At 55.4% G+C, this 13493-nt stretch carries 10 protein-coding genes; 7 read left to right on the forward strand and 3 right to left on the reverse strand.

All coding sequences use genetic code 11. The features are described from left to right. The first annotated feature begins 6 nt into the window (after positions 1 to 6). From QSV34_RS09970 to QSV34_RS10000, 7 genes are all read left to right on the forward strand, one after another. Positions 7 to 711 carry a succinate dehydrogenase iron-sulfur subunit gene (locus QSV34_RS09970; RefSeq protein WP_289154291.1) on the forward strand — a complete coding sequence of 235 codons (705 nt, stop codon included), beginning with the start codon at positions 7 to 9 and terminating at the stop codon, positions 709 to 711. 107 nt (positions 712 to 818) lie between these two features. Continuing rightward, complete coding sequence (locus QSV34_RS09975) at positions 819 to 3650, forward strand: 2-oxoglutarate dehydrogenase E1 component (RefSeq protein WP_289154293.1); 2832 nt, start codon at positions 819 to 821, stop codon at positions 3648 to 3650. Positions 3651 to 3699: 49 nt separating this feature from the next. Continuing rightward, positions 3700 to 4896, forward strand: coding sequence for a 2-oxoglutarate dehydrogenase complex dihydrolipoyllysine-residue succinyltransferase (gene odhB, locus QSV34_RS09980; RefSeq protein ID WP_289154295.1), 1197 nt, complete (start codon positions 3700 to 3702; stop codon positions 4894 to 4896). Between the two features lie 78 nt (positions 4897 to 4974). Next, positions 4975 to 6411: a dihydrolipoyl dehydrogenase gene (gene lpdA, locus QSV34_RS09985; RefSeq protein ID WP_289154297.1), complete on the forward strand. Its 1437-nt coding sequence runs from the start codon at positions 4975 to 4977 to the stop codon at positions 6409 to 6411. 241 nt (positions 6412 to 6652) lie between these two features. Continuing rightward, the gene (sucC, locus tag QSV34_RS09990) at positions 6653 to 7819 is read left to right on the forward strand and encodes an ADP-forming succinate--CoA ligase subunit beta (protein ID WP_289154298.1); all 1167 of its coding nucleotides are present in this window, start codon (positions 6653 to 6655) and stop codon (positions 7817 to 7819) included. Positions 7820 to 7834: 15 nt separating this feature from the next. Further along, positions 7835 to 8707: a succinate--CoA ligase subunit alpha gene (sucD, locus tag QSV34_RS09995; RefSeq protein ID WP_289154300.1), complete on the forward strand. Its 873-nt coding sequence runs from the start codon at positions 7835 to 7837 to the stop codon at positions 8705 to 8707. 181 nt (positions 8708 to 8888) lie between these two features. After that, positions 8889 to 9560, forward strand: coding sequence for an alpha/beta hydrolase (locus QSV34_RS10000; protein ID WP_289154302.1), 672 nt, complete (start codon positions 8889 to 8891; stop codon positions 9558 to 9560). Positions 9561 to 9776: 216 nt separating this feature from the next. On the opposite strand, the gene maiA is transcribed toward QSV34_RS10000, so the two are convergent. The 3 genes from maiA to hmgA form a co-directional block, all read right to left on the reverse strand. After that, entirely contained in the window at positions 9777 to 10421 is a 645-nt protein-coding gene (maiA, locus tag QSV34_RS10005; RefSeq protein WP_289154304.1) for a maleylacetoacetate isomerase, read from the reverse strand. 295 nt (positions 10422 to 10716) lie between these two features. Continuing rightward, a complete protein-coding gene (gene fahA / locus QSV34_RS10010; protein WP_289154305.1) occupies positions 10717 to 12030 on the reverse strand; it encodes a fumarylacetoacetase in 1314 nt (437 codons plus the stop codon). Positions 12031 to 12130: 100 nt separating this feature from the next. Continuing rightward, positions 12131 to 13438 (reverse strand): homogentisate 1,2-dioxygenase, encoded by a 1308-nt coding sequence (gene hmgA, locus QSV34_RS10015; RefSeq protein ID WP_289154306.1) that lies wholly within the window; start codon positions 13436 to 13438, stop codon positions 12131 to 12133. Positions 13439 to 13493: the final 55 nt, after the last annotated feature.

Here is a 13493-nt window from a genome sequence, read left to right on the forward strand (position 1 = left end):
TGTACCATGTTGAATGTTGAGATTTATCGCTACAACCCGGAAACGGACAGCGCTCCCTACATGAAGAGCTACCAGGTAGATACCAAGGGTCGTGACCTGATGGTGCTGGACGTGCTGGAATTGCTTAAAGCGCAGGACGCCAGCCTGGCCTACCGTCGTTCCTGTCGGGAAGGCGTATGCGGCTCTGATGGCATGAATATGAACGGCAAGAACGGTTTGGCTTGCATCAAGCCATTGTCAGAAGTAGCTCCCAACGGCAAGCTGGTGCTGCGCCCACTGCCTGGCCTGCCGGTGATCCGCGACCTGGTTGTGGATATGAGCCAGTTCTACGCCCAGTACAAGAAGGTGGAGCCCTACCTGCAGAACGACACGCCGGTGGAAGGCATCGAGCGCAAACAATCTCCGGAGGATCGCGAGAAGCTGGACGGCTTGTACGAATGTATCCTGTGCGCTTGCTGCTCCACGTCTTGCCCGTCTTTCTGGTGGAACCCGGACAAATTTATCGGCCCCGCTGGCCTGTTGCAGTCCTACCGTTTCCTGGCGGACAGTCGTGACGAGGCCACCGAAAAGCGCCTGGAAAATCTCAGCGACCCGTTTAGCGTGTTCCGCTGTCATACCATCCAGAACTGTGTGGCGGTGTGTCCAAAAGGGCTGAACCCGACCAAGGCTATTGGCCATATCCGCCATATGCTGCTGTCCAGTAAAGGCTGACTCCGAGCGGTGGATTACGCTTCGCTAATCCACCCTACGGTTTCGAAAATATTTTTGTAGGGTGGATTAGCGAAGCGTAATCCACCTTTCTTGAGGAAACGATAGCGATGCCAGAAAGCATCACCGAGCAGTTTATTCGCAGCAGCCATTTCTCCGGTGGCAACGCTGATTATGTAGAAGCGCTCTACGAAAACTACTTACACGATCCAAATGGCGTGCCAGACGAATGGCGCGCCTTTTTTGATTCTCTACCTCGCGTCAATGGCGGCGGCCCGGATACTTCCCACGCCACCATCCAGCAGCACTTTGAATTGCTTGGACGACGCAAGGCGCGCAAAGGCCCGGCGCCCGGTTCCGGTGGCGTCAATATCGAGCACGAGCGCAAGCAGGTTAAAGTCCTGCAACTGATCAGTGCCTATCGCTCTCGCGGCCACCTCAAGGCAAAACTGGACCCTCTGGGTTTGGCGCAGCGCCCCGGTTCGCCGGATCTGGATTTGCACTTTCACGGCCTCAACAGTGCCGACCTGGATACTACTTTCCAAACCGGTTCACTGTTTATTGGCAAAGACGAAACGACCTTGCGGGAAATCGTTCAGTCACTGGAAGAAACCTACTGCGGCAGCGTTGGCCCGGAAGTGGGCTATATCACCGATCTGTCTGAGAAGCGCTGGCTTCAGCAACGGGTGGAGAGTGTGCATTCCCGCCCCAATTACGACAGCAGCGCCCGTATTGATGTGTTGCAGCGCCTGACCGCTGCCGAAGGTCTGGAAAAACACCTGGATTCCAAATACCCCGGCACCAAACGCTTTGGTCTGGAAGGGGGCGAAAGCCTGATTCCTATGCTCGACGGCCTGATTCGTCGCGGCGGTGAATACGGTGCCAAGGAAATGGTATTGGGTATGGCTCACCGAGGCCGGCTTAATGTACTGGTGAACGTACTGGGTAAAAACCCGGCAGAGCTGTTTGAAGAGTTTGAAGGCAAAAAGCTGGTTAACACCTCCGGCGACGTGAAATACCACCAGGGCTTCTCGTCCAATGTGATGACCCCTGGTGGCGAAGTGCATTTGGCGCTGGCCTTTAATCCGTCGCACCTGGAGATTGCCTGCCCAGTGGTAGAGGGTTCCTGCCGCGCCCGGATGGATCGTCGTGACGACCCGGAGGGCAGTAAGGTAGTGCCCATCCTGATTCACGGTGATGCCGCATTTGCCGGCCAGGGCGTGGTGATGGAAACCTTCCAGATGTCACAAACCCGGGCTTACAAAACTGGCGGCTCTATCCATATTGTGCTCAACAACCAGGTGGGCTTTACCACCAGCCGCAAAGAGGATGCTCGCTCTACCGAGTATTCCACTGAAATTGCCAAAATGGTTCAGGCTCCGATTATTCATGTGAATGGTGATGACCCGGATGCGGTGATGTTTGCCACCATGTTGGCCATGGATTACCGCTACGAGTTCAAGAAAGACATCGTTCTCGACCTGGTGTGCTACCGCCGTCGCGGCCACAACGAAACCGATGAACCCTCGGCCACCCAGCCGTTGATGTACAAAAAAATCCGCAGCCACAAAACCACTCGTGCCCTGTACGCGGAGCAGTTGGTGAAGGAAGGGGTGATTTCCGATGCTCAGGGTACTCAGTTCCTCAATGACTACCGTTCGGCGTTGGATAATGGCGAAGACGTTACTCACAACCTGGTGCCAGAGCCCAAGGAAGTCATGCACTTCGATTGGAGCCCTTATCTGGGCCATGACTGGCTGGTGCCCGGCAATACCGGTTACGACCTGCACAAACTGCAGGATGTGGCCAAACGCATCAGCACCGTACCCGATGGTGTTGTGATTCAGCGCCAGGTGAACAAAATCTACGATGACCGCCGCAAAATGGCCGGCGGTGCGCTGCCGTTGAACTGGGGTATGGCGGAACTGCTGGCCTACGCCACGTTGCTGGAAGAGGGCTATCAGGTACGTATGACCGGTCAGGACATTGGCCGCGGCACCTTCTCTCACCGTCACGCCGTGGTGCACAACCAGAAAGACGGCGAAGCCTACGTACCACTGCAAAACCTGTCGGCGGGTCAGCCTCGCTTTGATATTTACGACTCCTACCTGTCGGAAGAAGCGGTACTGGCCTTTGAATACGGCTATGCCACTACCCACCCCAACGGCTTGACCATCTGGGAAGCGCAGTTCGGTGACTTTGCCAACGGCGCCCAGGTAGTGATCGATCAGTTTATTACCAGTGGTGAGCACAAGTGGGGTCGTCTCTGCGGCCTGACCATGCTGTTGCCTCACGGTTACGAAGGGCAGGGGCCTGAGCACTCCTCAGCGCGCCTGGAACGCTACCTGCAATTGTGTGCAGAACACAATATTCAGGTGTGCATTCCCACCACCCCGGCCCAAGTATTCCACATGTTGCGTCGTCAGGCGGTGCGTCCCATGCGTCGCCCATTGGTGGTGATGAGTCCGAAATGGATTCTGCGTCACAAGCTGGCTACCTCGTCTCTGGAAGACCTGGCCAACGGCAGCTTCCACTCGGTGATTGGTGACAATCAGGTAGACCCAGCCAAGGTAACCCGCTTGGTGATGTGCAGTGGCAAGGTGTACTACCACCTGCTGGAAGAGCGTATTGAACGCGGCATCGAAGATGTTGCTCTGGTGCGTCTGGAGCAGCTGTACCCGTTCCCGGATGATGAGCTTTCAGCGGTGATCGACCAGTTTAAAAATCTGACATCTGTGGTCTGGTGTCAGGAAGAACCAGTGAACCAGGGTGCTTGGTACAGCAGTCAGCATCATATGCGCCGTATCCTGCACAAATTCTACCCGGATGTTTACCTGGATTACGTGGGCCGCGAGGCCTCTGCTGCGCCAGCGGCGGGCTATATGTCCACTCACCTGGAAGAACAGCAACGCTTTGTACGTGCAGCGCTAACCACCTCCTAGGTGATGGCTGTAACCAATAATTAACTGAAAAAAACCAAGGAACAAAACAATGTCAGTCGAAATCAAGGCCCCGACATTTCCAGAATCAGTTCAAGAGGGTTCCATTGCCACCTGGCACAAGCAACCGGGCGAAGCGGTAAGCCGCGATGACCTGCTGGTGGATATCGAAACCGATAAAGTGGTGCTGGAAGTTGTCGCTCCTCAAGATGGTGTGTTGCAGGAAATCCTCAAAGGCGAGGGCGATACGGTTCTCAGTAACGAGGTGATTGCCCGTATTGAGGCTGGCGCAGCCGCCGCTGCCAGTGCCGCACCGGCTGCAGACGCTGCACCTCAGGCGGAAGCGCCTGCCGCTGATGGCGAGAAGCCGGTTGCCCCAGCTGCTCGCAAATTGGCAGAAGAACGCGGTATCGACCCGCAACAAGTTACTGGTACCGGCAAGAATGGCCTGGTAACCAAAGAAGACGTGGTGGCTCACAAGGGTGCTGCCGCCCCAGCTGCCCCAGCTGCTCCCGCTGCTGCAGAGCCGGCAGTCATCCCCGGTGAACGGGTTGAAAAACGTGTGCCCATGAACCGTATGCGCGCCCGTATTGCCGAGCGCCTGCTGGACGTCACCCAGAGCACTGCCATGCTGACCACTTTTAACGAGGTGGATATGCACCGGGTGATGGATCTGCGCGCCCAGTTCAAAGACGCCTTCATAAAAGCCCACGATGGCACCAAGCTGGGCTTTATGGGCTTTTTTGTGCGCGCCGCGGTAGAGGCTCTGAAACGCTTCCCGTCAGTCAACGCTTCTATCGATGGCAAAGACATCGTTTACCACGGTTATCAGGATGTGAGTGTTGCAGTGTCCACTGAACGCGGCCTGGTGGTACCCGTATTGCGCGATGCAGACCAAATGAGCATTGCCAACATCGAAGCCAAAATTGCCGAATTGGGTGGCAAAGCTCGCGATGGCAAACTGACTATTGATGAAATGACTGGTGGCACCTTCACCATCACTAATGGCGGTGTGTTCGGTTCGCTGCTGTCTACACCGATTATCAACTCACCGCAGACCGCCATTCTGGGCATGCACAGCATTCAGCAACGCCCTGTAGCTGAGAACGGTGAAGTGGTGATTCGTCCGATGATGTACCTGGCTCTGTCCTACGATCACCGCCTGATCGACGGCAAAGAAGCGGTGCAATTCCTGGTAGCGATTAAAGAAATGATTGAGAATCCGGCCAAGATCCTTTTGGAGATTTAATGGTCGCCTTCGCGGGAATGACAAAGTAAAGATTTAACTTTAACTTATCGATATAAATTATTGATTTAGGATGTAAAAATGTCTGATAAATACGATGTCGTAGTGATCGGCTCCGGCCCGGCAGGGTATGTGGCTGCCATTCGTGCAGCCCAGCTCGGCTTGAAAACCGCCTGCGTGGAAAAGTGGCAGAAAGACGGCAAAATGGTCAACGGTGGCACTTGCTTGAACGTGGGTTGTATTCCCTCTAAGGCGTTGCTGGATAGCTCCCACAAATACCACGACGCTGCCCACGCTTATCAATCCCACGGCATTGTGACCGGCGAAATGAGCGTGGATGTGCCCGCAATGATCGCCCGCAAAGAGAAAATTGTCGCGCAAATGGCCGGTGGTATTTCCGGGTTGTTTCAGGCCAATGGTGTGACTTCTGTATTTGGTTCTGGTCGTCTGTTGGCGGGCCATAAGGTGGAAGTCACCGCTGCTGATGGCAGTGTGCAAACCCTGGAAGCGGACAACGTAATTATCGCCACCGGCTCCCTGCCCATTAACATCCCGGTTGCCCCAGTGGACAACGATGTGATCATCGATTCCACCGGCGCTTTGGAACTGCAGGAAGTGCCCAAGCGCCTGGGTGTGATTGGCGCTGGTGTTATTGGTCTGGAACTGGGCAGTGTTTGGGGTCGCCTGGGTTCCGAAGTGGTGGTACTGGAAGCGCTGCCAGACTTCCTCGCCATGATGGACAAGCAGATTGCCAAGGAATCCCTGAAGATTTTCAAGAAGCAGGGCCTGGATATCCGCATGGGCGCCCGTGTTACCGGCAGTGAAGTCAAAGATGGCCAGGTTACCGTAAGCTACGAAAACGGCGAAGGCACCCAACAGGAAACTTTTGACAAGCTGATCGTTTGTGTTGGCCGCCGTCCTTACACCGAGGGCCTGCTGGCTCCAGACAGTGGTGTTAACCTGGACGAGCGCGGCTTTATCTTCGTCGACGATTACTGTGCCACCAACGCCCCTGGCGTATGGGCGGTGGGTGATGTAGTACGCGGCCCGATGCTGGCACACAAAGGCTCGGAAGAGGGCGTGATGGTGGCTGAGCGCATCGCCGGTCAGAAAACTGCCATGAACTACGACATTATTCCCAATGTGATCTACACCCACCCGGAAATCGCTTCTGTGGGTCTTACCGAGGAAGAAGTGAAGCAGTCCGGTGAGCCCTACGAAGTGGGTACTTTCCCGTTTATGGCCATTGGCCGTGCGGTGGCTGCAGACCAGGCGGAAGGCATGGTGAAAATAGTGGCCCACGCTGAGACCGACCGTGTTCTGGGCTGCCACATTGTTGGCCCCAGCGCTGCCGATTTGGTGCAGCAGGTGGCCATTGCCATGGAGTTTGGCTCCAGTGCAGAAGATATTGGTATGACCGTATTCGGCCACCCAACCTTCTCCGAGGCCGTAAAAGAAGCGGCACTGGCTGTGCATGGCCATGCCATTCATATGCCCAATCGTAAGAAAAGGAAGTAAGTATTGTAGTGCGGTGTGCGCTTAGGCTGGGCACGCTGAATATAGTGGTCGCACGCTTCACGTCGCACGTCGCACGCTTTTATCCGAACCCATGTAGGTCGGCCTTTAGGCCGTCAAAATTCGACACTACGTAGTGCCTTTATTGACGGGCTAAAGCCCGACCTACAGAGTGCTTGGTTTTAGCGTGCGACGTCAGACGTGCGACGTGCGACAAAAAATATCCATCCAGAGATTAGAAGTTATGAACTTACACGAATATCAAGGGAAGCAGCTGTTCGCCGAATACGGCCTGCCGGTTTCTGCTGGCATCGCCTGCGAAACCGCATCTGAAGCGGTAGCGGCTGCAAAAGAAATTGGTGGCGACACCTGGGTTGTTAAAGCCCAGGTGCACGCTGGTGGCCGCGGTAAAGCGGGTGGCGTAAAGCTGGTAAATAACTACGAAGACGTAGAGGCATTTGCCAAGCAATGGCTGGGCAAAAACCTGGTGACTTACCAGACAGACGCCAACGGCCAACCTGTGAGTCGTATCCTGGTGGAAACTTGCACCGATATCGCCAACGAGCTGTACCTGGGTGCAGTTGTTGACCGCTCCACTCGCCGTATTGTTTTCATGGCCTCTACCGAAGGCGGTGTTGAAATCGAGAAGGTGGCGGAAGAAACCCCTGAGAAAATCCTCAAAGCGGAAGTTGACCCGCTGGTAGGTGCTCAGCCTTACCAAGGCCGCGACCTGGCGTTCCGCCTGGGTCTGGAAGGTGTTCAGGTGAAGCAATTCACCCAAATCTTCCTGGGCCTGGCAAAAATGTTCCAGGAAAAAGACCTGGCGCTGCTGGAAATTAACCCGCTGGTAATCACTGACGAAGGCAACCTGCACTGCCTGGACGCCAAAGTCGTCATCGACTCCAACGCGCTGTATCGTCAAAAAGCCGTTAAGGAAATGCACGATCCCTCTCAGGAAGACGCTCGCGAAGCGCACGCTGCCCAGTGGGACCTGAACTACGTGGCTTTGGACGGCAACATCGGTTGCATGGTGAACGGTGCTGGTCTGGCCATGGGCACCATGGACATCGTTAAGCTGCACGGCGGCCAGCCCGCCAACTTCCTCGACGTGGGTGGTGGCGCTACCAAAGAGCGCGTGATTGAAGCCTTCAAGATCATTCTCTCCGACGACAGTGTGGAAGCGGTACTGATCAATATCTTCGGTGGCATCGTGCGCTGTGACCTGATTGCCGAAGGTGTAATCGGTGCGGTTGAAGAAGTGGGCGTACAAGTGCCTGTGGTGGTTCGCCTGGAAGGCAACAACGCCGAAGTGGGTGCCAAGGTATTGGCCGACAGTGGCCTCAACATCATCGCCGCGACCAGCCTGACCGATGCTGCACAGCAAGCGGTAAAAGCCGCTGCTGGCAACTGAGTGGAGAAGTAGACCATGAGTATTTTGATTAACAAAGACACCAAAGTAATCTGCCAGGGCTTTACTGGCGCCCAGGGCACTTTCCACTCCGAGCAAGCCATTGAATACGGCACAAATATGGTGGGTGGTGTAACCCCCGGCAAAGGTGGCCAACAACACTTGGGCCTGCCCGTATTTAACACCGTTGCCGATGCGGTTGCAGCAACTGGCGCGGAAGCGTCCGTTATCTACGTGCCCGCGCCGTTCTGTAAGGACTCCATTCTGGAAGCGGCCAACGCCGGCATCCAGCTGATCGTGTGCATTACCGAAGGCATCCCGACTCTGGATATGCTGGAAGCCAAGGTTAAGTGTGACGAACTGGGTGCACGCCTGATCGGCCCCAACTGCCCCGGCGTGATCACTCCCGGCGAGTGCAAGATCGGCATTATGCCCGGTCATATTCACCAGCCCGGTAAAGTGGGCATCGTTTCCCGCTCCGGTACTCTGACCTACGAAGCGGTTAAACAAACCACTGACTTCGGTTTTGGCCAGTCCACTTGTGTGGGCATTGGTGGTGACCCGATTCCCGGCTCCAACTTTATCGACATTCTGGAAATGTTTGAAAAAGACCCAGCCACCGAAGCCATCGTCATGATCGGTGAAATCGGCGGTACTGCTGAGGAAGAAGCGGCGGCTTACATTAAAGAGAATGTCAGCAAGCCCGTGGTTTCTTACATCGCTGGTGTTACCGCACCTCCCGGAAAGCGCATGGGCCACGCCGGGGCCATCATCTCCGGTGGTAAAGGCACTGCCGACGAGAAGTTTGCCGCTCTTCAGGATGCCGGTGTAAAAACCGTTCGCAGCCTGGCGGATATTGGCGAAGGACTGAAGGAAATTACCGGTTGGTAATTTCCTGGTCGGAAGTCTGACGTCTGAGGTCGGACGCTTCAAAAAGGCAGCCGGAGGGCTGCCTTTTTGTATTCTTCGTCATTGCGAGGAGCGAAGCGACGCGGCAATCTAGTGGCTTTAATGCCAAGACTCTGGATCGCCGCGCTTCGCTCGCGATGACAACTTTGAGTAAGGAATACCCGTGCAAGACTTGCAATACATTCAAATAGAAACCGCCCCCAGCCCAACAGCTGCCGTAATCTGGCTTCATGGCCTGGGCGCCAATGGCCACGACTTTGAGCCGGTTATTCCAGAGTTAAAGCTGCCCAGTGATCTGGTGGTACGGTTTATTTTCCCCCATGCACCGGAAATGCCGGTCACCATCAACGGCGGCTACGTGATGCCGGCTTGGTACGATATTTTGGAAATGAATATCGACCGCAAGGTGGACGCTGTGCAATTGCGTGCTTCGGCGGACGCTGTAGAAAAGCTGGTTGAGCAACAGATAGAACAGGGCATCGATAGTCAGAATATTATTCTTGCCGGATTTTCCCAAGGTGGAGCGGTGGCCTACGAATTGGCGTTGCGATATGGAAAGCCTCTGGGAGGTTTGCTGGCGCTATCTACGTACTTTGCCACTGCCGACGATATTGAATTTTCTGAGGCCAATAAGAGTTTGCCTATCCAAATAATGCACGGCACTCGCGATCCGGTAGTGCCGGAAGTGCTGGGGCAAAAAGCCAATCAGTTGTTGCGTGGCAAAGATTATGATGTGGACTACAAAACCTACCCCATTGAGCACAATGTTAGCTTGCCGGAAATTTTGGATATTGGGGTGTGGCTGACAAAAAGCCTCCGTCATTGCGAGGAGTAAAACGACGCGGCAATCTCGTGACTTTTGCGCGTTGTAGATGGAGATCGCCGCAGTCGCTACGCTCCTTCGCGATGACGAAATATGTTTGATTTGGGAGAGGGAAATAACAGTTTGTAGGGTGGATTAGCGGAGCGTAATCCACCGTTTAGTTCGCAGTAATAGAAAAGGCGGATTACGCTACGCTAATCCGCCCTACGTCATTTTTTACCGAATTTTTTAACCCGCATCCGGCTGATTTTCTGGCAATGCTTTTTCAAACGCTTCCAGCGTATTGCAGTGCTCCCAAATGGATTTCAGGGTTGGGTGTTGTTCCATATCCACACTAAACCGCAATGCGTTGTAAATTTGCGGAATCAGTACCACATCTGCCAAGGTCACCTGACCGCCAAATAAAAATTTGCCGTTGCTGCCATATTTATTTGCCTGTATTTCCAGTGCAGAAAAGCCTTTGTTTATCCAATTGTGAATCCACTGCACTTTTTGTTCTTCGCTGGCCCCCAGCTCACCGGTGATGTGTTTCAGCACTCGCAGGTTACAGATGGGATGAATATCGCAGGCGATATCGTTGGCCAGGGCGAGCACCTGGGCGCGCGCGGCGGTGTCTATAGGAAACAGGGAAGGCTGCGGGAATTTATTCTCGATGTAATCGAGAATGGCCATGGACTGGTTTAACACCAGCTCACCATCCACCAGTGTTGGTACCAGTTGCGCCGGGTTCATGGCGGTGTAGTTGTCACTGAATTGCTGACCGCCGTCTTTCACCAGATGCACAGACTCTTGATCGTAGTCCACACCTTTCAGGTTAAGGGCGATGCGGCAGCGATAAGCGGCGGAGGAGCGCCAGTAGCCGTAGAGTTTCATGTTTGTGTCCTGTTGTTTGGTGCCACTAAGACAATATAGATGAGTTGGTGACAAAACTATTCTTAACAACAGGTCACACGTCGCACGTCGCACGTCGCACGCTTTGGCCAGTACCCTGTAGGTCGGCCTTCAGGCCGTCAAAGTCTGCACTACGTAGCGCGAGTCCTGACGGGCTAAAGCCCGACCTACAAAGTGCTTGGTTTTAGCGTGCGACGTGCGACGTCAGACGTGCGACCAAATCAATTACAAAAAAGCCCCGCACAAGCAGGGCTTTCCTTGCTAACTAACGAAGCACTTACACCAACGCTGGCAGCACAGTGCCAACCACTTCGCCAAAACCAATACGCACCGCACCATCGCGCTCACAGTAGCCGCGCATAATCACGCTGTCGCCGTCGTTCAGGAAGGTGCGTTGCTCGCCGTTGGGCAGTGTGATGGCTTGTTTGCCACCGCGGCTTAGTTCCAGCAGGGAGCCTGCTTCTTCGTGCTCCGGGCCGGATTGGGTGCCGGAGCCCAGCAGGTCGCCGGGCTGCATGGCGCAGCCATTCACCGTGTGGTGGGCCACCATTTGTGCCACGGTCCAGTAGCTGTGTTTAAAGCTGGATTCCGACAATTTGGCAGGTGCTTCGCCAGCGTTACGCATTTGTTCGGTTTCGATCAGGCATTCCAGCTGAATGTCCATGCTGCCGTTTTCATTATTGAAGTCACTGGTCAAGTAGGGCAGTGGCTGCGGATCGCTCTCCGGGCGGGTAAATGCGCTGCGGAATGGCGCCAGAGCTTCGGTGGTGATGATCCACGGGGAAACGGTAGAGGCAAAGTTCTTAGCCAGGAACGGCCCCAGGGGTTGGTATTCCCAGGCTTGCAGGTCGCGGGCAGACCAGTCGTTGAAAAGGCACAGGCCGAACACGTGGTCTTCGGCGTTTTCAATATCCACTCGCTCGCCCAAGGCGTTGCCTTCGCCGATGTAGATGCCCATTTCCAGTTCGTAGTCCATGCGCTTGCAGGGGCCGAAGCTGGGTTCGGCGGCGTCCGGCGCTTTGGTTTGACCGACCGGGCGGGGGAAGCTCTGGCCGGATACGTCAACGGTAGAGGCACGGCCGTGGTAGCCGATGGGTACCCACTTGTAGTTGGGCAGCAGGGGGTTGTCCGGGCGGAACAGAGAGCCTACCGCAGTGGCGTGGTGGATGGAGGTGTAGAAGTCGGTGTAATCACCAATCACGCAGGGCAGGTCGTATTCCACCTCGGCCATGGCAACCAGGCATTTTTCCACCTCGGCCTGCTGTTCAGAGCCAGTGCGCAGAGCGCGGGATAGCGCCAGGCGCAGAGCGGAGTTGGCGTCTTTGCCCATGCTCATCAGCATATTGAGGATAGGTTCACCGGCGGCTTCACAGGCTTCCTGAGCGGCATCGTCAAGGATGTCGGCAGCGGCCAGCGCTTGCATATCGATTACCTGGTCACCGATGGCAACGCCACCGCGGAATTCTTCGTCACTGCCGGCGCGGCGGAATACCGAAAACGGCAGATTCTGGATGGGGAAGTCGCTGCCTTGGGCTGATTCGACCCAACTGGTGAGGGCGGGGTCGTGGGTTTCGTTTAACAGAGTGGTCATTGTGTATTCTCGATTATTGTCATTCTGAGCGCAGCGAAGAATCTCTTTGCATGAGTTAGCTGTGAGATCCTTCGCTGCGCTCAGGATGACATGTTGTCAGTTATGGCTCGCCAGTAAAGTGCTTATTCAGCCCGTTCCAGCAATCCAAATAATCCTGCTGCCGCTGTTCGCTTTCCAGTGCGTATTTGGTGGGCTGTATCACGTAGCGGGACTCGAACATAAAGGCCATTGTAGCCTCTTGTTTTTCCGGCAGCAGTTCGCAGTTGCTGGCTTTTTCGAATACTGCTGCTTCCGGGCCGTGGGGCGACATGCAGTTGTGCAGGCTGGAACCGCCGGGCACAAAGCCTTCTTCCTTGGCGTCGTACACGCCGTAAATCAGGCCCATGTATTCGCTCATGATATTGCGATGGTACCAGGGGGGGCGGAAGGTGTTTTCGCCTACCATCCAGCGGGGCGGGAAGATGACGAAGTCCAGATTGGCCACACCTTCCGTATCCGAGGGCGACGACAGCACGGTAAAGATGGACGGATCCGGGTGGTCGTAGCTGATGGTGCCCATGGTGTTAAAGCGTTCCAGGTCGTATTTGTACGGCGCGGAATTGCCCACCCAGGCCACTACATCCAACGGGGAGTGGTCGATGTCGCAGGTAAATAGATTGCCGCCGAATTTGCACGCCAGCTGGAAATTGCCTTCCCGGTCTTCGTAGGCAGCGACCGGGTATTTGAAGTCCCGGTCGTTGGCGTAGCCATCGGAGCCCACCGGGCCGCGCTCTGGCAACACCATGGGGGCGCCGTAGTTTTCGCAGAGGTAGCCGCGGGCTTGTTCGTCCAGCAGTTCAACGCGGAATTTGATACCCCGGGGAATCACAGCAATTTCACCGGCTTTAATAGCCAAGATACCGCATTCGGTGTGCAGCGCCAGGGCGCCCATTTGTGGCACAAACAGCAGCTCGCCATCGGCGTTATAGAAGTAGCGGTCTTCCATGGAGCGGTTGATGCGGTAGTGGTGAATGCCAATACCCGCTTGCGCGCCCAGGTCACCGTTGGCGGCCATGGTTACCAGGCCATCCACAAAGTCGGTGGGCTCTGCGGGAACCGGCAGCGGGTTCCAGCGGTACATGGTGGGCGGCGTCACCACTTCAGTAATAGGCGCGCTGCGCACCAGCCCCTGGTCGATCTGGCGATAGTCGCCTTGGGCTACGGATGGGCGAATGCGGTAGAACCAGGTGCGGCGGTTTTGATGGCGCGGCGCGGTAAAGGCAGTGCTGGTGAATTTTTCAGCGTACAGGCCGTAGGCCACTTTCTGCGGCGAAAACCTGCCTTGGGGCAGTGCACCGGGCAGAGCTTCGGTTTCGTGTTCGTTGTTAAAACCGGAGAGGTATTGTAGGTCGTCGTATTTGTTTGGCATACGAGGATTCCTTGTTGTTTCAAGGGTGCGCCCAGCGGCGCGCATGGATCCCCGC

The sequence above is a fragment of the Porticoccus sp. W117 genome (assembly GCF_030341905.1).
Taxonomy (GTDB): Bacteria; Pseudomonadota; Gammaproteobacteria; order Pseudomonadales; family Porticoccaceae; genus SCSIO-12696.

Bases quoted from the DNA above. Each gene is read 5' to 3' on its own strand.
- odhB (WP_289154295.1), top strand. From the start codon at position 3,700: ATGTCAGTCGAAATCAAGGCCCCGACATTTCCAGAATCAGTTCAAGAG.
- sucC (WP_289154298.1), top strand. From the start codon at position 6,653: ATGAACTTACACGAATATCAAGGGAAGCAGCTGTTCGCCGAATACGGC.
- QSV34_RS09970 (WP_289154291.1), top strand. From the start codon at position 7: ATGTTGAATGTTGAGATTTATCGCTACAACCCGGAAACGGACAGCGCT.
- lpdA (WP_289154297.1), top strand. From the start codon at position 4,975: ATGTCTGATAAATACGATGTCGTAGTGATCGGCTCCGGCCCGGCAGGG.
- hmgA (WP_289154306.1), bottom strand. From the start codon at position 13,438: ATGCCAAACAAATACGACGACCTACAATACCTCTCCGGTTTTAACAAC.
- maiA (WP_289154304.1), bottom strand. From the start codon at position 10,421: ATGAAACTCTACGGCTACTGGCGCTCCTCCGCCGCTTATCGCTGCCGC.
- QSV34_RS09975 (WP_289154293.1), top strand. From the start codon at position 819: ATGCCAGAAAGCATCACCGAGCAGTTTATTCGCAGCAGCCATTTCTCC.
- sucD (WP_289154300.1), top strand. From the start codon at position 7,835: ATGAGTATTTTGATTAACAAAGACACCAAAGTAATCTGCCAGGGCTTT.
- fahA (WP_289154305.1), bottom strand. From the start codon at position 12,030: ATGACCACTCTGTTAAACGAAACCCACGACCCCGCCCTCACCAGTTGG.